Origin of the sequence: Providencia sp., from assembly GCF_052096715.1 — a bacterium.
Lineage (GTDB): Bacteria > Pseudomonadota > Gammaproteobacteria > Enterobacterales > Enterobacteriaceae > Providencia.
On sequence record NZ_JBQDNB010000010.1, the window covers coordinates 122,869 to 141,104 of the forward strand.

The following is an 18,236-nucleotide window of genomic DNA, read 5'->3' on the forward strand; positions in this document are numbered from 1 at the left end:
CGATAACATAGATATACATTAATGAAATATATATTCCATAATTTTTTATATGAAAATTTTATTTTTGTTGTGTGGTTAACGAAATTTAACTGTAGACCAATGATTAGCGTAATAGAGATCACACTCCATCTTTATATTTTGCTATATCTCACTGGCCTATGAGGAAAAATGTAATGAAATGATTAATTATAAATATCGATTAAAGTTCCTTTATCTAATGATTAAGAAATATTTATTTCATTAGCTTAATAAGATAGATAAAGAAAAATGCCCTATTGAAACTGACTTATTGATTTTATTTAGACACAAAAAAACCCGCACTTTAGGCGGGTTTCTCATCAAACTAACTCATCGTATTTTGGCGTTTAAACTAATTCAATCACTTCAAACTTAGCTTCACCGCTTAAATCGGCATCATAATCAACACCCTGTAGACCAAAGCCAAACAGGCGCAGGAACTCAGCCTTATAACCTTGATAATCAGTTAATTCGTTAATGTTGTTATCATTAATTTGTTTCCAAATTTCGCGACATGTCTCTTGGACATCATCACGCAATTCCCAATCATCTAAACGTAGACGATGTTGCTCGTCAGTATCCGGTATAGCGCCACTATATAGTTTAGTCGAGAACAAGCGCTGGATTTGCTCAATACAACCTTCGTGAATGCCTTGCTCTTTCATGATTTTAAACACAATAGAGATATACAAAGGCATAACTGGAATAGCAGAAGATGCTTGAGTGACTACAGATTTCAGCACGGCAACATAAGCTGAGCCACCTTTTGCTTTCATTTTCTCATTGATAGCATGAGCGGCGCGATCCAAATCTTCTTTCGCCTTACCTAAAGTTCCGTGCCAATAAATTGGCCAAGTCAAATCGGTTCCAATATAAGAATAGGCAACAGACTGTGCGTTATCTGCCAGAACGCCTGCTTCATCTAAAGCATTCATCCACAGTTCCCAGTCTTGACCACCCATAACTTTAATTGTATCAGCGATTTCTTGTTCGTTAGCAGGTTCAACAACCGCTTCCACTAATACGTCTTTATTCGTATCGAGGGCAACCGATTTGTAGGGTTCGCCAATCGGTTTCAACGCAGAGCGTACCAATTCACCCGTTTCTGGCATTTTACGTACTGGAGAGGCAAGAGAATAAATAACTAAATCAATTTGACCTAGGTCTTGTTTAATCAGATCAATAACGGTTTTACGGCATTCATCAGAGAATGCATCGCCGTTAATACTTTTTGCGTACAAACCTTCTTCTTTAGCCGCTTTATCAAAACCAGCAGAGTTATACCAACCCGCAGATCCTGTTTTATTTTCACTGCCAGGTTTTTCAAAAAACACACCGATAGTTGCCGCACCGCTGCCAAAAGCAGCATTGATACGAGAGGCTAAACCGTAACCAGTAGATGCCCCAATAACCAAGACCTTTTTAGGACCATTTTTTAATTCGCCACGAGATTTAACATAAGCGATTTGTTCACGAACGTTGGCTTCGCAACCGGCCGGATGAGCTGTAGTGCAGATAAAGCCACGAATTTTAGGTTTAATAATCATAGTTATTCTTTCTTGGTAGTTAACAATTACATCTAATATACCTGATAATCTCCGTATACTTAAGACAGAGCGGAAATAAACCTACAAAACAGACCAGTTATTTACCGTACCTGTTCTATTTTTGCCCTATTTTAAGTCGTTTAGTGCATCAATCACTCGCCTTAAAGACTCTAACTCTCTTTCCAACTCACTTGATTTTTGTTGAGGATAATAACCACGTATTTTAGTTGCCCCTGAGCGACTGTCATAGCGATTATATCGGTCATAACAATCAAACCGTGTTTCGTGTATTTTTTTCTTTAATTTAGCAACTTTATGTCTATTTCCATGATGGATAGCGCTGTAGAGCTGGCTTTCAAGCTTATCTACTTTCTTTTCACAACCATGATTTTTTGAACCCGCCTGTGAAGATAATGGAATCAACATCACCGCTAGTACCAGCAATACTGCCTTATTCATAAAACTCTCCGAATACACCTCAATATAATTTAATACCTATATTCCACTATCTATGAATACGCCTTCTAGTGGATTTATCTTAGTTAAAAGCACATCGCAATTTATGTATAAAACAGCAAGGGCATAGACTATGTATTAGTCAAACTGACTATAACTCTCTATTTATCTATCTTATTTTTAACTACGTTATCTAAATTGTGGATCATCTTTAATCTAATAAGACATTATTTTACTTTGTTTAATATTGGCTAGCAGGGTCACAGCTAAATTATGACCTCTTTTTACAATGATGTTTATTGAATAGGGAGTATGAAATGAAAACCGAAAATAAAATAAAAGTACTTGATCTTATTTCCCCTGAAATGGGTGAAGTCATGAATTTTTACGCAAGTTTAACACCAGCAGAGCCATCAGATGGGAGCTATCAAGCCATTCGAAAAGCGTATAATGAAGATAGAAAATATTGGAATGAGCATGCTCCAAATATGCATAGAATAGAAGATGTTTTCATTCCAACGACCCATGGTGAGATTCTAACGCGAATCTTGCAACCTACGAAAAAAAGTCCAGCAACATTATTTTATCTACATGGTGGTGGGTTTATTGTCGGAAACTTAGATACCCATGACCGTATTATGCGTTTATTGGCGTTATATACTGATTGCACAGTGATTGGTATTGATTACTCTTTATCTCCTGAAGCCCCCTATCCACAAGCCATTCAAGAAATATCCGAGGTTTGTCAGTATTTTCATCAAAATGCAAAGCAGCATGATGTCTATATGAATCAAATTGGCTTTGCTGGGGACTCTGCCGGTGCAATGCTCTCACTCGCGACAACACTTTGGTTACGGGATAATCAGATACATTGTGGCAAGATTAGCGCTTTATTACTTTGGTATGGGCTTTATGGATTACAAGATTCGGTAAGTCGCCAGCTATATGGCGGAGATTGGGATGGGCTCAGTCAACAAGACCTTATCGATTATGACAATGCTTATTTAACAGAGTCAGGTAGTCGGGAAGCACCTTATTACTGCCTCTTTAATAATGACCTAACTCAAAATATCCCCCCTTGCTTTATTGCCAGTGCTGAATATGACCCTCTACTGGATGATAGTATTGCACTATACCGCACATTCGAGGCACACAATATTTCCCATGAATATAAAATGTACTCCGGCACATTACACGCCTTTTTACATTATTCGAGAATGATGAAAACAGCAGATAATGCCATTCGCGATGGAGCTAATTATTTTATTAAATATTTAACCCAGTAAGAAATCAGAGAATAATCTGCATTAATAAATATCAGGCGGTGATCTTCCACCGCCAAATATTCAAATAATTATAATGAAGGGTAATCCGTATAACCTTCTGCGCCACCACCATAGAAGGTCTCTGGGCGTTGAGGATTAAGTGCAGCCTTTTGGCGTAAACGCGCCACTAAATCAGGATTAGCAATATAATCCCGACCAAAAGCCACTGCATCAATCAAACCTCTACTAATTAAATCTTCCGCTTTTTCTATTGAATAAGCGCCTGCACCGATAATCACACCCGGAAAACGCGCGCGGACTTTCTGACGAAAATCATCACTATAGGGCTGACCACCTGCCCAGTCGGGTTCAGACATATGCAGATAACCAATGCCTCGTTTCGCTAATTGTTCAATTAGATACAATGCATCAGCTTCTTCATTTGGTCCATTATCCATATTTTGGAATGAACCAATCGGAGAGACACGAATACCGATTCTTTCTGGCGCCCATTCTGCGCTCACTGCATCAATCACTTCTAATACTAAACGTGCACGGTTTTCAACACTACCACCATAACTGTCAGTACGATGATTAGCTGATGGCGATAAGAATTGATGCAATAAATAACCATGTGCGGAATGAAGCTCAACCATATCAAACCCTGCTTCACGTGAATTAGCGACGGCTTGACGGAAATCATCAACAATCCCAGGAATTTCATCTAATTCCAAAGATCTCGGCATTGAAGTGTCAACACGTGTTGCATGACCATTTTCATCTCTCAGTGACGTCCGAGTGCCCGCGCTAATCGCAGAAGGCGCAACAGGTGCTTGTCCATTAGGTTGCAAACTCGCGTGAGAAATTCGACCTGTGTGCCAAAGCTGAACCGCGATGCGGCCATTTTCAGCATGAACACCCTCAGTTATTTTCTTCCATGCAGCGATTTGTTCTGGGCTGTGTATGCCCGGTGCGCCCGCATATCCTTTAGCTTGAGCTGAAATTTGAGTGGCTTCAGAAATAATCAGACCTGAACTTGCTCGTTGACGATAATATTCACCCATTAATGGCGTAGGAATATCGCCCGGTTCAATACTACGCATACGCGTTAAAGGCGCCATAAATATACGATTTGGTGCTGTGATTGCCCCTACTTTTAAAGGCGTAAAAATTTTTTCTTCTGACATATCGGTTCCTTAATAGACCGGTCGATTAGTAACTATCGAAATAAAAACGCCAGCTAACAGTTTGGCGTATAAATTATTGTTTTTACATGTAACATAGCGCTTTCTAATGGTGCCAGACTACGGGTAATTTTAGCTTGTAAGTTAGCCCCTAGCCATAAAGAATAGAGTACTTGCGCATTGGTTATCGTATCACCAACAAACGTTAGTGTTTTTTCTTCACGACCTTTATCTAGTGTCTGTACCAACAGAGCAATAATCTGTTTAACACCCTTATCCATTGCAATATTCATATCTTCAGAAAGATCGCACACTTCGGCAGAAAGCTTGACCGTTAAACAACCATTAATATGCCCATTGAAATTAGATTGCTCTAACATTCCACCATAATAGGCTAAAATGCGATCACGATAATTACCCTCACCATGTTCGAAATAAGCAGCTAGCTGCTGATGGTATCGAGCATAATAACGCTCTAGCATTGCGACACCAAATGCCTCTTTCGAACGAAAGTAATGATAGAACGAACCTTTTGGCACTTCTGCGGTTTTAAGCAGCTCATTGAGCCCCATTCCGGTAAAACCACGATGCAAACAAAGACGTTCGCCAGTGATTAAAAGGTGTTCTTGTGTATCATGCTCTGTATTTCTGTTCATATTCTCACTGTAATAGACCAATCGGTCTAATGCAAGCATTTCTCTTGTCTATATGTGCTATTAAACACTTTAAAAGACACCGCATACTTTGTTAAGTATATTTATTATTTTGATTTATAACAATAAAAATGAATAATAGATTGCCCTATATTATTTAATACAGGGCATTACATGTTATTTAAACATTTTTTCTTTCAATTGTTTCTTCACCCCAAAACAATCTGTCTGCTTTAGTTTTAGAAAAAGCTAAAGGAAGAACCTCATCAGATCCTTCTTCCCAAATTTGTTCAGCGAGCACTTCATCATTATTTGCTAATTCAAATATAGCCTGAGCAATTTCAATCGACGTTTCTCTCACTTTTGCCCACTCAGTAATATCGTGCAGATCTTTCATTTTAGCTCCTTAATTATAATGGCAATAACTCAATAACTAATCGTGATGACCAAATAATAGCATGAGAAAATAATCCGAGTGTTAGGGTACAATGTCAATGGTTATTATGACTTGAGATGTCAATTCCCTCAGACCCCATCATTAATCTTTCGATATCTACGCGAAAAGAGTATAGCAAGTATTCTACCCATCACTTGCTTCATTAGATGACTACCAATCAAAAGGCTATCAGAAGATAAATTCAACATATTGTAAAATAAAAATATAACCAAAATTACTACAATAATTTATCATAATAATAGTCATTCTGATTTTTTGATGTGAATAAAAATGGGGCATTTAAATGCCACCGTTTTTATTGACGAAATGCTATTTGAACTGTTCAGATTCGTGCTTTTATACTTGAATGTTAAGTGTTCACATTCATACTTCAAATTTATACTAAAGCTACCCGTTAAGTGTCTTTATTTTCCTGCGATTTTATTTCGGCTAAAACCATCTCTTTCATCCAATCAGCAAGTAGCGGTTTAGTTTTCACTGAATCAAGTAAGGCACGTTCTTTTTTGGTCAAACGAATGACCACAACCTCTGTTTTCATCGTAGACATATCTGTATCCTTCTAATAAAGATAGAATACTGACATAAAATTCTGATAGAACGGTCTGAATTACATATTTTTACATAAAAACATACGCAATAACAAGACAATAATCTACTTTAAAAAAATAACTTTCCATATATCTTACTTCTATTAAGTTTCTTAAATACAACTAAGGCCAAGAGGTTAATAGTAACTCAGATAAAAATAATATTTTAATTGACTACATAACAACCACAATCTTAATGATAGCGAGTCTCACTTGTTTAACATCTAATGATAAGATCTGAATTTCTCACATAAATTGATTGAATTTTAATCTAATTATAACAACATATTCCATAATCTAAACAATAATGAGTCATACAACAACCACATCATATAATTCCAATTTATTGGTAATAAATATAATAATTAGTATCAATCTATAACTATTAAATGCTTATCGTAAACGATTGCTTTATTAATTATTAATAGTAATCGATTGCATATTCAATAAACTAAAAACATAAGATAAATTTTCATTATAATTTCAGCATATACTGCGACTAATAATATTAATAACACTTAGAGACAAAACTCAAATTAAAACCCATTATCAATAAATTCTAGAATAAAAATAAATTTATTTTAATAACAAGCAATTTATATTATAGATTTAGTATATCAATTACTGTTACTATGCTCATTTGCAGTAGTAGTAATCAATTCAAGTTTTTCTGAGGGAAATATGAGCAACAAAAACATTCAGCGGCTATTTGCTATTAGCTGCCTATCTTATTCATTTACTGGTGCTTTAATTATCGTAACCGGTATGGTAATGGGCGATATAGCTCAATACTTTAACGTTCCAATAACAAGCATGAGTAATACTTTTACATTTCTTAATACTGGTATATTGATTGCCATATTTTTAAATGTTTGGTTGATGGAAATATTTTCAATTAAAAAACAATTAACATTTGGCTTTATTTTAATTATATTAGCTGTGGCAGGTTTATTTTTAGGTAAATCATTAGTTATTTTTTCTGCCTGTATGTTTGTGCTAGGTACAGTCAGTGGAATAACTATGTCAATTGGTACATTTTTAATCACTCAGCTGTATGAAGGCAGACAACGTGGTGCCCGTTTATTATTCACAGACTCATTTTTTAGTATGGCAGGAACCATTTTTCCCGTCATTACAGCAGCAATATTAACTCGACATATGGGCTGGTATTGGGTCTATGGTTGTATTGCTTTAATCTATTTAGGCATTATAACCCTGACGCTACTTTCAGATTTTCCTACCATCGGTAAAAAAGTCTCTACAACTGAAACTCAAACTCATATAGCACCCGAAAAATGGGGCATAAACATTGTGTTATTATCAGCTGCGGCACTTTGTTATATTCTTGGTCAACTTGCTTTTATTCAATGGGTCCCAGAATATACCACTAAATCTTTAGGAATGGATATCGGTGAAGCGGGTGTGCTTGTTAGCTATTTCTGGACATCATATATGGTCGGAATGTGGGTCTTTAGCTTTGTTATTAAGTTCTTTGACTTACAAAAAATTGTCGTCTTTCTTGCTTGCTTAGCAACTGTCGCTATGTACAGTTTTGTGAATACTGACCAAACCCATTTATTAAAATATTTCATATTTGGCTTAGGCTTTGTTTCAAGTGCAATTTACCCAACCATTATCACTTTAGGTTCCCAGCAAACCAAAATATCTTCACCAAAATTGGTCAATCTTATTCTAACCTGCGGTACTGTTGGTACTATGCTAACTTTCGTTGTCACAGGCCCCATTGTTGAACATTATGGTGTACATGCCGCATTAGTTACAGCCAATGGGCTTTACTTAGCCGTTTTTGCTTTTTGTTTTATTCTTGGTTTCTTTAGTAAACACAAGCAACACAATTTAAAAACTGCAAAATCATCTTAAAATAGATTTAATCTGTGGTTCTACTCATTAATTCAATTTAAATAAGAGTAGTGCCACAGATGTAATTAATAAAATGTAATTTAAAATCGATAAATAGAATTAGGTTTAACGTCGCAAGAAATATAGTTAATGTTATATTTCACTACACCAGCATATTAAAATAATCAATAAATACAATGCAGTGTCTTATTGTTTCATTCTATTATAGTAAACAAATCTTACCTCATGACACAAGTTACTTATAATCCTTTAATTAGAAAAATACATTGCAAATACTTTCTGTGCTGTATATAAAAACAGCATTGGAGATTGCAATATGCCACGTATTGAAATTCTTTTTGATAAATAGTCAGGTAACAAGCTCTCAGAAAAAAACTCGTAATGCACTGAGAGAACAAATCATCAAACAGAGCGGTGATAAATATGGTCCGCTTAATGTTCGCGTTGCAATGAGCACGTCACAGTCATTAGTCATCAGTGGTGCAAAAACGGATGATGCTACGACCGAGATAAACCAAATTATTATGGTTGTTTTTATGTACCTTATACCTTTGAGGAGGAGAAAATAGGACTAACACAACATTTTACATAAACTATCCTTATAGGTTTACTGCATCAATAAGTATATTCAGTTATACTAACGTACTTATTTTCGCTACGAATAATTAAAATGTTTAAGTTATTTACTAAATACTTTTCGGTTGGAATTTTAAACACTCTTATTCATTGGTCTATTTTTGGGCTATTGACAATGTTTCTTTCAACCTCTCAAGCTATAGCTAACTTAATAGGCTTTATCGCTGCTGTCAGTTTTTCCTTCTTCGCTAATGCAAAATTCACCTTTAAGGCCAAAGCTACGGCAGCACGATATTTATCATTTACCATTTTTATGGGGGTCCTAAGTTACTTAACTGGCTATATAGCAGATCAGTTACTACTGCCTCCATTAGCTACATTAATTATCTTCTCTGGCATTAGTTTGGTGCTAGGCTTTATCTATTCGAAAGTCTTTGTTTTTAAGGATACTCAACAATGAAGATATCATTAGTAGTACCGGTTTATAACGAAGAAGAAGCTATTCCTATATTTTATAGGTCAGTAAGAGAGCATCCAATTCTTAATCAATATGATATCGAAATAATCTTTATAAATGATGGAAGCAAAGACAACACTGAAAATATCATCAATGCGTTAGCTATTGCTGACCCTTTAGTTATCCCTTTGAACTTCAACCGAAATTTTGGAAAAGAGCCAGCTTTATTTGCAGGGCTCGAACATGCTAACGGTGATGCTGTGATTCCAATCGATGTTGACCTTCAAGATCCTATTGATGTTATTCCGTTATTAATTAAAAAATGGAAACAAGGTGCAGATATTGTTCTAGCTAAAAGATCCAATCGGTCTAGTGATACATGGTTAAAACGTAAAACAGCAGAGTGGTTTTACAAACTTCATAATAAAATTAGCTCTCCTGAGATTGAAGAAAATGTCGGTGACTTTCGTTTAATATCTCGTCAAAGCGTTGAATATATAAAACTATTACCTGAACGTAATTTGTTCATGAAAGGGATTCTTTCATGGGTAGGCGGAAAAATTGATATAGTTGAATATAACCGAGCTGAAAGATCCGCTGGTGAAAGTAAATTTAATGGCTGGAAATTATGGAACTTAGCCTTAGAAGGTATTACAAGTTTTTCTACTTTCCCATTGCGTGTTTGGACTTATATTGGTTTATTTGTCGCACTTGTATCTTTTATCTATGGCGGTTGGATGATGATAGATAAATTAATTTGGGGCAATCCTGTTCCTGGCTACCCTTCTTTACTTGTTTCGATTTTATTTTTAGGTGGAATACAGCTTATAGGCATAGGTGTGTTAGGTGAGTACATAGGTCGTATCTATACCGAAAGTAAGCAAAGGCCTAGATATTTGCTAAAAAAGACAGACAATATTGAGAACAAAAATGACTAATTACTTAAATCGTTTTAATTTAGGTTACATAAGTATCCTAATTGTCTTTTCACTAATTTTTTTAATCGAATATTACACACCTATGCATTCAGATGATTATGTGTATTATATTAAAGGAAATTCATTATCTGCTCATGTATCCCATTATCTTTCCTGGAGTGGAAGATTTGTATCAGATTATTTCAGTACATTAGTTCTTACATCGAACTCCAATCTATTAAAAAATAGTATAATTTCTTTTGTATTAACGACAATGTTGTTTTTAATTACTAAAATGAGTGTTAATTCCGACACGAGTAAAAAATCATTTTTCCTGCAATTTATTTTCTTATTTTCAATTTATTGGGTCACAAACCCAGCCCTTGGTCAAATTGTTTTTTGGGTTGTTGGTGCAGCAAACTATCTTGTAACAAATTTTTTTATTGTTATTTATCTTTATCTTTTATTCCAATACCTTGAAACTAAAAAAAATATAACTCTACTAATCATAAGTTCTTTTTTCGCTGGATGTAGTAATGAAAATACGAGTTGGATTATAGTTGCTATATCAGTAATCACCTCTTGTTATATTTTTTTTAAACATAACAATAAACTTATTATTTTTTCATCCGTATTTGTTATCCTTGGTTTTATAACCTTGATTTCAAGCCCCGGTAATTTTCATCGCGCTGCCCTTTTTACTGATTTTTATTCCCTTAGTACGATAGAAAAAATTACATATTTCCTATCTGATAAAGTTGCTCACTCATTTACTAAGACATGGGGAGTGCTACTTGCTTCATTGCTTCTGCTAACTACCTATATTGGCGAAAAAAAATCAAAAAGCTTTTACCTTTCATTATTATTTATTGCCTTAGGGATTTTAAGTATATTTTCCATGGTTGCCTCCCCAACTTTTCCGACTAGATCTTTGAGTGGTGCACACCTTTTTTATATTATTTCATGCTCTTTTTCTATTGGATATGCATTTAATATGAGAAATAAAAAGGGAATTACAACTACATTTTTTATCGGAACTTTAACCCTTTGTGGTTTTATTTTTTCGTATATACAAATGATATATTCATATAATACAATAACTAACCAAGAAAAAATAAGAATTTATGAAATAAATAAAGAACTAATTGGCGGTTCTGAAACTAAGCAAATACCTGAATACTATTATCCGCGCTCTTTCAGGAGCGGTGATGAAATGGATTTATACCATAATCCAGATGCAATAGCTGAGTATTTTAAAGTTAGCCACCCTATTGTGGCCTATAAAATAAACTATAACTATGCTGTTATTTTAAGTGGAAAAAAACTACCTCTACCGAATACAGAAACAACTGGAGTTTTAAACCTCTTTTTAGGTAAAGACAGATTTTTAAAAGGAACAACCATTGCATTACAAATTAATGATGACGAAACGTTAATACCAAATAAAAACTATAAAATAATAATAATGGATAATGAAAATAAAATACATATAGAGGAAAGCAACAAAATAGACTCTATTTATGGAATGAATTTAGTTGGCTTCACTGTTCCTATCTCACCTCAGAGTATTAAGTCTATTAATTATATAGTAGACATTGATAATAAAAAAATTATCGAACAAAAAATAAATTTGTAATCTGTGTTCGTAGTGTGCATGGTTAAATGCACACTATTTTCTTATAGCAATAGGTGATGAACTCTTAAAACTAAAAACATAGAAGAAATATCGTGTACTGCTAAGTCGAATTGATACTTCAACAGCGTCTGATGTTGAGTGGCCAATAAAACCCTAATAATAACTGGATGCTTAAATATAAAAGCATCCAGTTACCTTATAACTAAGAGTGATCATCAGGTAAACTATCAAAATCACGATGATTTTTGTTAAAATCGATTACTGTACTTTGATCATTACATTCATTACTAGATAACATATCACATTCATTTTTTATGCTATTTTCTTGTATCCCCGTCCATTGGGAAAATAAAGACATAAAATGTAATCCACTACGACGTGCATTAATAAATTCCTGTTGAATAGAATCATATGATGTAATAAAGAAAGGAACTTCATAGTTTTGTTTATGTCCGTCACTATGTGCCAACTCATTTTTATCATATGTCATAGATAATGCATGATCGGAAAAATACATCATTGACCATTTTGATTTTGATTCATTTAAGCCTGTATAAATTTCAGACAATAATTTGTCTGTATTTTTTATACTTTGGACATAGCATGAGAATTTTTTATTATGATAAAAAGTATTATATTGCTCTTCTGTTCTCGTACAAAATGGCGTATGACTCCCCATCAAATGCACTACAATAAGTTTTTTATTACCTAACGATTTCAACACTGAATTAAATTCCGGCAATAATGCAGTATCAGAGGATACGCGTTTATCATCTGAACTCCCTCTTTTGATAAAAAAGCTATGATTAGCTCTTCGCCCAATTGCAGCAACGGAACCATCATACTCTCCAACAAAACCTTGGTTAGATAGCCAGTACGTATCGAATCCCGCCTTACTAGCTAGTGTCATGATATTGTTTCCTATTTTAGGATACAAAGCCAAACTATGAGTCAAAGATGATTGAGTTGAACTGGCAGCAGATATGTAGTTAGTAAAGAAAGTACCATTACTTGAACTCATAAAGGGCGTGTTGCTTACTTTAAAACCATATGAATGCATAAAATCTTTTCGGACACTTTCACCAATAACGATGACATAAATGTCATATTTGTTATTAACTTTTGTAATTTCAAATGAATCATTACTTGTATATAATTTAACCTCATCAATTAATGAATAAATAGAATAAATTAACTCGGTGAAAAATCGGGTTTCAGGTGCACCAGAGTTAGCGGCTCTTTCATATTTACCACCTAAGGCATATTTTGCAGGAGTAAAAAAGAAAATTATTGCCATTAAAATAACGACGACTTTTTTGTGATAGTTCACCGCATTTACTTTAATTGAACTAACTAGAGCCCCTAAGATAAGTATAAAAATTGAGTATAAGTAATATTTAATATCGATATTAGCTATAAATTCTCGTGATTCTTGAATATCTGTATAATAAAAAGAAGCGACAGTGTTGTATGTTGGAGGGCCATAAATTAAGCCAATAGGTAAATAAAGAGCGGCAAGTGTGGTAAAAAATAAAACAAAGAAGCGGTATGAACCATTTTTCACATAAAGCAATACAATACTTATTGTTAGTATATATATTAATTTAAATGGATATCCCATTATTGTATGTAATAAGGAAAAGAGAAGAAAAATTGAAATAAATTTGAGCATTAACTTGCTCATAATTACATCTTTTAATTTTTTATTCATAGGTGATTTTTAACAATTTGTGCTATAAAAATTTGGGGCTAAGGTTAACATAGACAAATTAAACGAAACATAACAATGGTAAGTTTTTTTAATATTATTATTGATTTTCATCATTAAATTCCGCTTTCACACTATAGCGCAATAAATATCATTTATAGACATAACCAATAAAGCTTTGTCCCATCCCCCATACAACCCTCACCTCGTGCAATTGTCTTAGCCACACCACAAAATCCATGACTAAATAGCGCGATTTATTAGTAACCCGGGGGAAGTAAAGCCGGTTAATCCACATCCAAATAAATTCCAGCAAGAGGCGTTAGCGCTTTAGGTAAAATGCCCTATTACGGGGCATTTTACACACTATTATCACATTAATTATTATCTAAAATACCTGTACTAGCATCAATAATTCCTTTTTCTTGCTCATTATTTATATAGTACCTAGCGCTTAACTCAGGAAATAAGGAGCGCCTTTTACCTGTATTGAATAAATAAAAATTGCATCTTTCCAAAGCGTTAACATTTCGAATAGAAGCGCAATTTATAGAGGGCTTATGTGCATAAATTAAAAGAGCTTCTATTTCTGCAATAGTTGGAAAATTATCCTTGTCCAAAGGTGTTGTATAATATTTATTATTTTCAGGATCATTCCAATGATTCCAATCTACGAACCGTCCATAAGACCCAATATAAATTTTTATTTCTGAACGTAATCCCCCTGTCCAATTCTTTTGATGATTTTCTAATCTATTAACAACTCCATTTCCACCATTTTTTTGTTTATCTACATCACTCATTCCAATGTATAACAAGGTATCAGCATCATTATTTAAATGCTGACCATAAATTTGATAGAAAAAATAATCTGTCCGCTGCCCTCTTTTATTATTTTCTGTTGTGGGGGCATTTTTATCTACGTAATTTTTAACATCTTTCGCACTAGAAAATGGACTTTCCCAATAGATATCAACTACAGGAACTTCTGACATAGTGAGCCTCTTTTACATTTCAATTATTTTTAGTAAAAAAACACGAGCAACTACTGTGCGATAACCTCAAAAAAGGCAAAAGAAAAATACTGCAAAAACCTACGCCGCCACCCTGCCGCCATTTTGTCGCCACTTGACGTTTTGGTCACAAATTACTGATGCAAAAAAGCCACCTAAAAGGTGGCTTCTTCGTTACTCTAACTTGTTGATTACTCAATCAAGTTTTATTTGGTGCCCAGGGCGGGACTTGAACCCGCACAGCCTAAAGGCCGAGGGATTTTAAATTCATATATTTATTATTATAAAACAATTAATTACGATTTTATTCATAATATCAATCAAATGTACTAGCCTTATAAAACAACGTATTACAGGCTTAAACTAACTTGAATTATGAAATTATAAATAACACTATTTGCATATTTACCCTTGAAATCCATTTCATTACTGTATATAAATACACTGTATATAAAAATAGTAATGGAGATTGCAATATGCCACGTATTGAAATTCTTTTTGATAAAGAGTCAGGTAACAAGCCTTCAGAAAAAACTCGTAATGCACTAAGAGAACAAATCATCAAACGGATCGGTGATAAATATGGTCCGCTTAATGTTCGCGTTGCAATGAGTTCTGCACAATCAATAGTCATTAGTGGTGCTAAAACTGATGATGCTACCACTGAAATTAATGAGATTATTGAGGATATTTGGCTTGATGATTCGTGGGTGCCAGTATGAAAAATGACCGTGGAGAAAGTAATGTCGAGATTGTACCTCGAATTACAGAAGTTAAAGTAGGCGTTAATAGCCCTTATGAAGTTCTTGTACTAGAAATCACTTTTGCTGATGGGTCCATCAATAAAGAAACGCACAAATGGGAAGATATTGATAGGCCAGCACAGCGTACCTATTTATCTCGTGATATCGCAGAGCATATATACGCTAAAATTGGTGAGTATTTAGAAAAAACGGATGATGATTACCCTGAGCCTGTCAAAAAATATCTAATGTAATAAAGAGCCGCTAACAAATGCAGCTTATAATCAATCACGATTTATATATTAATATTATTCTAGTGACCGTTTAAAATATTAAAATTAATATATTTACGACCAATATTGATATATCACAATCCATAACTGCATAAAATATGACCTCAATTAGCGAGGTCACATGAACAACAATCAACTACTTTTACTTGCACTAAATTGTATCAATGAGAATAAAGAACCTACTCATTTAGAACAATCGCACATATACGTTTTTTACTGTACTCAGATTGTAGATATGAAATTAACTATTCACGATTTTATGACACAATTACAAATAAACAACTTAGTGCGTGATACCGAAAAAGAAACTGCAATACTGAGTTTTGTGAGAAATAATCTAACCAAAACTAAGAAGAAATTTAATGACAGGATTATAGCATTAAGCTAATTCAAAGATTGCCGCCTGTTACAGCGGCTTTTGCCATTTAAAGAAATGTATCATTCTGACTGCTAACTATAATTTGTATTAGCTCAGATTTGATCTGACATATCTGTAACGCAAAACTAAATCTAATCTGACAGACTGCTGTGTGCCATAAGCGGGCAAAGCTGACATAACTCTATGCCAATCAACGCGGAGTAAATCAGTCAGTTGGTGATGGGAGTGAGTTTTCAAAAGTTGTCGCTCACGACCATCGCCATCGGAGGTTCTTGAGTGTACGCGTTCTAAGTTACAGTTGCTTCAATTTGAAGTTTATAAAACAAGCTAACGGTACAAATGTTTCTAATTTAAAGAAACCCTTTTCCTGCACAAAAGGGGGAATTTGATATTTAAACTTTCTTTTTTGCAATGAAAATACAGTAAAAATATAACGTTTTGATAATATGGTTTATACTGTGCACTTCACGGAACAATAGTAATAATTTACGCATAAAGGACATAAAACTAAGTTCATTATATTTTGTGCGTTCCATACCCTCCTTGGCGTAGTAGTAAGTTATCATCTGAGTTGACTCTTTATATTCATATTTATAATGAGCAATACCATTTCGCAGTTTATTGTCTAATGCATTCAGATCAACTATATAGAAACTATCATCTAACCCGCTAATTTTTGTTCCTAAATCAATATTTGCGTATTCGTCAAGATTGGAAAATATTTTAATCAAGTCGCCTTTTTTATTTAACCTTACTGAGTCGTCAAAGATATTATGATCTCCGCGCTTAAGTAAATTATTCAATCCGGCCACAATTATTAGTTGCCTAGAAAACACTTCAGACAAATCTTTGTAGAAATTATTGCAATCCTCAAATTCAGCCGTAGAAACTCGAGCAGGAATCATAGATAAATATACTGTTTTATCATAGTCATAGTAAAGAGCTGGGCGTGATGGGAGTTCAAAGTCAAGCATTTTGGGGTAAAGACTTAAACAATCAAAATGCAAGCTTTTCAGAAATCCACTTTTGATAATTTTATCTAAAAAATCGTTTAGTTGTTTACGATGGCTTTGCTGAATGTAATGTAGTAATTCAGGCATTTTTTCGCTAATTTCAGCATTATGTACATGTATTGTAAAAGGAAATGACATTGCAGAAGTTGCTGAATAGAGTGCTGAAAGTATATCTTGTATTTTTAATGAGCGAGGTTTCTTTAAAGTAGGTAATTCTTTCATTAGGTTGCTGAACGTATTGTAATTTCCTTGTTTGTATTGAGTGATGACTCGCTGAAGTTTATCACGATGTTTATAAATATAATTCATTCCATTCAGATGATCGTTCAGTATTAAGTATTTATCACCACCAATTGCACTCGTTACTTTTAAAAATGCTGTTTTACCTATTTCGTACTTTCCAAAATCGACGGGGAAGTCTAAATGCAAATCGATGAAAGGGTTTGTAGTGCCAAAGTCATTATTTTCTATAAGTTCTGCACCGTTGAATATCGGCTCCCCAACCCCAAGAGTAAAAGATATATTATTCTCGCATTTTGGACATGCGAATTGGAACGGCTGTATATCGCGATTAGACATACCTATTCTTACATCAATAACTACGTCACAAACATGGCATTTGAATTGCTGTAAAAAATTCATAATTGATTTATTATTTCCATAAAGTTGTGTATTCAAATATTAGGCTTTAATCTATAAACAAAAGCCACTCTAGTTGTTAGCTAAACTGCATTTTTAGCGGTCATGAGTACTCGACTATAAAAAGGTAGTCCATAGTGAGCGTGGATGATCTCGCATAACCACTCATCGAAAATAGATGAAGCCATTAGTACTGAGTCACGGTCTGATTCTTTATTTAGTTCAGACAAAAATTGACTGAGTTCAGTTTGTTTTTTCACTCTCAGGTTTTAGGAGTCCTTTTTGAAAAATTTAAACTTAAGGGTGAATCGGCCACGTATCTATCTTAACCATTAGTTAATGAAATTACGTTAGGTCTAAGTCAAATTGCGCATAAAAAAGATAACAAAACCATTGTGAGGGTGCTTTTTGGGGGTATCTTAAGAGGTGTTGCATTTAAAAAATTTATATATCAATACACTTAAATGCCAGATTTTGTTCCTATTATCGGCTATGTATGCACTGTGTAAGCATCGGCAATGTATGCCCATAGTCCTGAACAGTCACCAAACACTGTAGTGGATAGCTAAATTTAGCCACTTTAACAGATATGTTTATTTCCGCTCCTCGCTCAGACCAGACTGCTAGGTTTAATAGTGTTCTACCTACAAGTTCTGTCAGTGCAAGTCTAAGCTAATACATCTAAAAGCGCCAACTACTCGAGCTGGCGCTTCAATTTTTATTATTCTGCTGTTTGTTCTATTGCTTCCAACTTCGCCTTTTCTGCTTCCTCAGCAATACGCTCAGCCTCTTCTTTCGCTAATCGTTCCGCTTC

General features: G+C 34.2%; 18 protein-coding genes and 1 pseudogene. 9 read left to right on the forward strand and 10 right to left on the reverse strand.

The genetic code is table 11. The features are described from left to right. Window positions 1-365 precede the first annotated feature (365 nt). Both fabV and ACTH6U_RS10415 read right to left on the reverse strand, forming a co-directional pair. Window positions 366-1,565, reverse strand: a complete 1,200-nt coding sequence (fabV, locus tag ACTH6U_RS10410; RefSeq protein ID WP_441832146.1) for an enoyl-ACP reductase FabV — start codon at window positions 1,563-1,565, stop codon at window positions 366-368. Between the two features lie 126 nt (window positions 1,566-1,691). Beyond that, window positions 1,692-2,024, reverse strand: a complete 333-nt coding sequence (locus ACTH6U_RS10415) for a DUF1090 family protein (protein ID WP_294107618.1) — start codon at window positions 2,022-2,024, stop codon at window positions 1,692-1,694. A 314-nt stretch (window positions 2,025-2,338) separates the two neighbouring features. On the opposite strand from ACTH6U_RS10415, the gene aes reads away from it, so the two are divergent. Further along, entirely contained in the window at window positions 2,339-3,307 is a 969-nt protein-coding gene (gene aes, locus ACTH6U_RS10420; protein ID WP_441832147.1) for an acetyl esterase, read from the forward strand. Between the two features lie 68 nt (window positions 3,308-3,375). Here aes and ACTH6U_RS10425 read toward each other — a convergent pair whose 3' ends face one another. The 4 genes from ACTH6U_RS10425 to ACTH6U_RS10440 form a co-directional block, all read right to left on the reverse strand. Then, window positions 3,376-4,473, reverse strand: coding sequence for an alkene reductase (locus ACTH6U_RS10425; RefSeq protein ID WP_441832148.1), 1,098 nt, complete (start codon window positions 4,471-4,473; stop codon window positions 3,376-3,378). 53 nt (window positions 4,474-4,526) lie between these two features. After that, entirely contained in the window at window positions 4,527-5,126 is a 600-nt protein-coding gene (locus ACTH6U_RS10430) for a TetR/AcrR family transcriptional regulator (protein WP_294107623.1), read from the reverse strand. A gap of 178 nt (window positions 5,127-5,304) precedes the next feature. Next, the gene (locus ACTH6U_RS10435) at window positions 5,305-5,520 is read right to left on the reverse strand and encodes a YccJ family protein (protein WP_294107625.1); all 216 of its coding nucleotides are present in this window, start codon (window positions 5,518-5,520) and stop codon (window positions 5,305-5,307) included. 454 nt (window positions 5,521-5,974) lie between these two features. Beyond that, the gene (locus ACTH6U_RS10440; RefSeq protein WP_294107627.1) at window positions 5,975-6,127 is read right to left on the reverse strand and encodes a hypothetical protein; all 153 of its coding nucleotides are present in this window, start codon (window positions 6,125-6,127) and stop codon (window positions 5,975-5,977) included. A 721-nt stretch (window positions 6,128-6,848) separates the two neighbouring features. On the opposite strand from ACTH6U_RS10440, the gene tsgA reads away from it, so the two are divergent. From tsgA to ACTH6U_RS10470, 6 genes and pseudogenes are all read left to right on the forward strand, one after another. Beyond that, window positions 6,849-8,048, forward strand: a complete 1,200-nt coding sequence (gene tsgA / locus ACTH6U_RS10445) for an MFS transporter TsgA (RefSeq protein ID WP_434718749.1) — start codon at window positions 6,849-6,851, stop codon at window positions 8,046-8,048. A gap of 266 nt (window positions 8,049-8,314) precedes the next feature. After that, window positions 8,315-8,617 carry a hypothetical protein gene (locus tag ACTH6U_RS10450; RefSeq protein WP_294107633.1) on the forward strand — a complete coding sequence of 101 codons (303 nt, stop codon included), beginning with the start codon at window positions 8,315-8,317 and terminating at the stop codon, window positions 8,615-8,617. Window positions 8,618-8,718: 101 nt separating this feature from the next. Then, window positions 8,719-9,084 (forward strand): GtrA family protein, encoded by a 366-nt coding sequence (locus ACTH6U_RS10455; protein WP_441832149.1) that lies wholly within the window; start codon window positions 8,719-8,721, stop codon window positions 9,082-9,084. Next, the gene (locus tag ACTH6U_RS10460) at window positions 9,081-10,019 is read left to right on the forward strand and encodes a glycosyltransferase family 2 protein (RefSeq protein WP_294107637.1); all 939 of its coding nucleotides are present in this window, start codon (window positions 9,081-9,083) and stop codon (window positions 10,017-10,019) included. Before ACTH6U_RS10455 ends, ACTH6U_RS10460 begins: the two co-directional genes overlap by 4 nt. 82 nt (window positions 10,020-10,101) lie before the next feature. Continuing rightward, entirely contained in the window at window positions 10,102-11,634 is a 1,533-nt protein-coding gene (locus ACTH6U_RS10465) for a DUF6056 family protein (protein ID WP_441832157.1), read from the forward strand. Between the two features lie 91 nt (window positions 11,635-11,725). After that, window positions 11,726-11,791, forward strand: a pseudogene (locus ACTH6U_RS10470) (tail fiber assembly protein); the annotation flags it as partial. Between the two features lie 45 nt (window positions 11,792-11,836). Here ACTH6U_RS10470 and ACTH6U_RS10475 read toward each other — a convergent pair. Together ACTH6U_RS10475 and ACTH6U_RS10480 are read right to left on the reverse strand one after the other, a co-directional pair. Further along, window positions 11,837-13,345 (reverse strand): phosphoethanolamine transferase, encoded by a 1,509-nt coding sequence (locus ACTH6U_RS10475; RefSeq protein ID WP_441832150.1) that lies wholly within the window; start codon window positions 13,343-13,345, stop codon window positions 11,837-11,839. Window positions 13,346-13,719: 374 nt separating this feature from the next. Beyond that, entirely contained in the window at window positions 13,720-14,337 is a 618-nt protein-coding gene (locus tag ACTH6U_RS10480) for a hypothetical protein (RefSeq protein WP_294107643.1), read from the reverse strand. 494 nt (window positions 14,338-14,831) lie between these two features. Between ACTH6U_RS10480 and ACTH6U_RS10485 the strand changes: the two genes are divergently transcribed. Both ACTH6U_RS10485 and ACTH6U_RS10490 read left to right on the forward strand, forming a co-directional pair. Then, window positions 14,832-15,077, forward strand: a complete 246-nt coding sequence (locus ACTH6U_RS10485; protein WP_441832151.1) for a DinI-like family protein — start codon at window positions 14,832-14,834, stop codon at window positions 15,075-15,077. Next, window positions 15,074-15,352: a hypothetical protein gene (locus ACTH6U_RS10490; RefSeq protein ID WP_441832152.1), complete on the forward strand. Its 279-nt coding sequence runs from the start codon at window positions 15,074-15,076 to the stop codon at window positions 15,350-15,352. The genes ACTH6U_RS10485 and ACTH6U_RS10490 overlap by 4 nt, the downstream gene beginning before the upstream one ends. A gap of 810 nt (window positions 15,353-16,162) precedes the next feature. On the opposite strand, the gene ACTH6U_RS10495 is transcribed toward ACTH6U_RS10490, so the two are convergent. Together ACTH6U_RS10495 and ACTH6U_RS10500 are read right to left on the reverse strand one after the other, a co-directional pair. Further along, on the reverse strand, window positions 16,163-17,425 hold the full coding sequence (locus ACTH6U_RS10495) for a hypothetical protein (protein WP_441832158.1): 1,263 nt from the start codon (window positions 17,423-17,425) through the stop codon (window positions 16,163-16,165). Between the two features lie 80 nt (window positions 17,426-17,505). Beyond that, window positions 17,506-17,682 carry a hypothetical protein gene (locus ACTH6U_RS10500; protein ID WP_441832153.1) on the reverse strand — a complete coding sequence of 59 codons (177 nt, stop codon included), beginning with the start codon at window positions 17,680-17,682 and terminating at the stop codon, window positions 17,506-17,508. Between the last annotated feature and the right edge of the window lie 554 nt (window positions 17,683-18,236).

Bases quoted from the DNA above. Each gene is read 5' to 3' on its own strand.
- fabV (WP_441832146.1), bottom strand. From the start codon at position 1,565: ATGATTATTAAACCTAAAATTCGTGGCTTTATCTGCACTACAGCTCAT.
- ACTH6U_RS10415 (WP_294107618.1), bottom strand. From the start codon at position 2,024: ATGAATAAGGCAGTATTGCTGGTACTAGCGGTGATGTTGATTCCATTA.
- aes (WP_441832147.1), top strand. From the start codon at position 2,339: ATGAAAACCGAAAATAAAATAAAAGTACTTGATCTTATTTCCCCTGAA.
- ACTH6U_RS10425 (WP_441832148.1), bottom strand. From the start codon at position 4,473: ATGTCAGAAGAAAAAATTTTTACGCCTTTAAAAGTAGGGGCAATCACA.
- ACTH6U_RS10430 (WP_294107623.1), bottom strand. From the start codon at position 5,126: ATGAACAGAAATACAGAGCATGATACACAAGAACACCTTTTAATCACT.
- ACTH6U_RS10435 (WP_294107625.1), bottom strand. From the start codon at position 5,520: ATGAAAGATCTGCACGATATTACTGAGTGGGCAAAAGTGAGAGAAACG.
- ACTH6U_RS10440 (WP_294107627.1), bottom strand. From the start codon at position 6,127: ATGTCTACGATGAAAACAGAGGTTGTGGTCATTCGTTTGACCAAAAAA.
- tsgA (WP_434718749.1), top strand. From the start codon at position 6,849: ATGAGCAACAAAAACATTCAGCGGCTATTTGCTATTAGCTGCCTATCT.
- ACTH6U_RS10455 (WP_441832149.1), top strand. From the start codon at position 8,719: ATGTTTAAGTTATTTACTAAATACTTTTCGGTTGGAATTTTAAACACT.
- ACTH6U_RS10460 (WP_294107637.1), top strand. From the start codon at position 9,081: ATGAAGATATCATTAGTAGTACCGGTTTATAACGAAGAAGAAGCTATT.
- ACTH6U_RS10465 (WP_441832157.1), top strand. From the start codon at position 10,102: ATGCATTCAGATGATTATGTGTATTATATTAAAGGAAATTCATTATCT.
- ACTH6U_RS10475 (WP_441832150.1), bottom strand. From the start codon at position 13,345: ATGAATAAAAAATTAAAAGATGTAATTATGAGCAAGTTAATGCTCAAA.
- ACTH6U_RS10480 (WP_294107643.1), bottom strand. From the start codon at position 14,337: ATGTCAGAAGTTCCTGTAGTTGATATCTATTGGGAAAGTCCATTTTCT.
- ACTH6U_RS10485 (WP_441832151.1), top strand. From the start codon at position 14,832: ATGCCACGTATTGAAATTCTTTTTGATAAAGAGTCAGGTAACAAGCCT.
- ACTH6U_RS10490 (WP_441832152.1), top strand. From the start codon at position 15,074: ATGAAAAATGACCGTGGAGAAAGTAATGTCGAGATTGTACCTCGAATT.
- ACTH6U_RS10495 (WP_441832158.1), bottom strand. From the start codon at position 17,425: ATGAATTTTTTACAGCAATTCAAATGCCATGTTTGTGACGTAGTTATT.